Annotated in this window: 2 protein-coding genes; one reads left to right on the top strand and one right to left on the bottom strand. The window is 45.8% G+C overall.

Annotation, left to right across the window (positions count from 1 at the left end; translation table 11 throughout):
• Nucleotides 1-180: hypothetical protein (locus tag KDK19_RS20990; protein WP_257276418.1), on the bottom strand; the 180-nt coding region annotated here is incomplete at its 3' end.
• Between KDK19_RS20990 and KDK19_RS20985 the strand changes: the two genes are divergently transcribed.
• On the top strand, nucleotides 179-1,071 hold an 893-nt coding region (locus KDK19_RS20985), incomplete at its 3' end, for a WD40 repeat domain-containing protein (protein ID WP_257276419.1). The two genes, KDK19_RS20990 and KDK19_RS20985, sit on opposite strands and share 2 nt — an antisense overlap.

The following is a 1,071-nucleotide window of genomic DNA, read 5'->3' as shown; positions in this document are numbered from 1 at the left end:
AAATTCATACATTAACAACACGCTCAAAAATGATGCTTCAATGGCAAAAGCATGGCATCGCCGGTTTGCTTCATCACACCAGGCGCTAATAAAAACAATCGTCACCGCAAAAGATAAAGATAAACTCCAGAAATGGTTGAAGCGTTTCACAAAGGATGAGTCATTAGTCAAGTCAGTCATGGATCGTCATGAGAGTATTTACTTTCCTGCTCTGTTCTTTTTCACTCTCACCAAACTGATGTCTGAATGTAAAACATTTAAATTAGAGACGAAAGCCACCCTCCCTGTTAATAGTCGGAATTACCCCTCTTCCTTGAGCCCCGATGGCCAACATGTGATGCGCGAAATTGACGATAAAACCCTGAAAATCTACGGCCAAAAGGGCGATGGATCATGGAAAGAAGAAGCCACTATCTCCCATGAAGACAGAGTCAACTCAGCCACATTCAGCATCGATAGCCGCTATATAGTGACCACAAGTGGCTATAAAAAAACAGCGAAAATTTATGGCAAGCAGGACGATGGGTCTTGGGCAGAAAAAGCCACCATTTTCTATGACTACTCCATCGTCTCTGTCTCCTTCAGCTCCGATAGCCGCCATTTGGTGACCCACAGTGACGATTACAAGGTGAAAATACACAGCCAGAAGGACGATGGGTCATGGGCAGAAAAAGCCACTATTTCCGATGATGACAATATCCTCTCAACCACCTTGAGTGCCGATGGCCGCTATTTGGTGACCGCCGGTTTAGACGGCAGGGCAAAAATCTATGGCAAGCAGGACGATGGGTCATGGATAGAAAAAGCCATTATTTACCATGATAAACATGTCTACTTAGCCACCTTCAGCGCCGATGACCGCTCTGTGGTGACCATCAGTCGCGATCAGAAGATGAAGATCCACGGCCTGGAGGCCAATGGTTCATGGGAAGAAAAAGCCACCATTTCCCCTATTAAAGACGTCAACTCAGCGACAATCAGCGCCGATAACCGCCATTTGGTGATTTCCGGTAAAGATGCCAGGGCGATAATCTACGGCAAGAAGGACGATGGATCATGGGAAGAAAAAGT

The sequence above is a fragment of the Endozoicomonas sp. ONNA1 genome, assembly GCF_024606325.1.
In the GTDB taxonomy this organism is placed as follows: Bacteria; Pseudomonadota; Gammaproteobacteria; order Pseudomonadales; family Endozoicomonadaceae; genus Endozoicomonas_A.
This window is presented reverse-complemented; position numbering and strand designations above follow the sequence as displayed.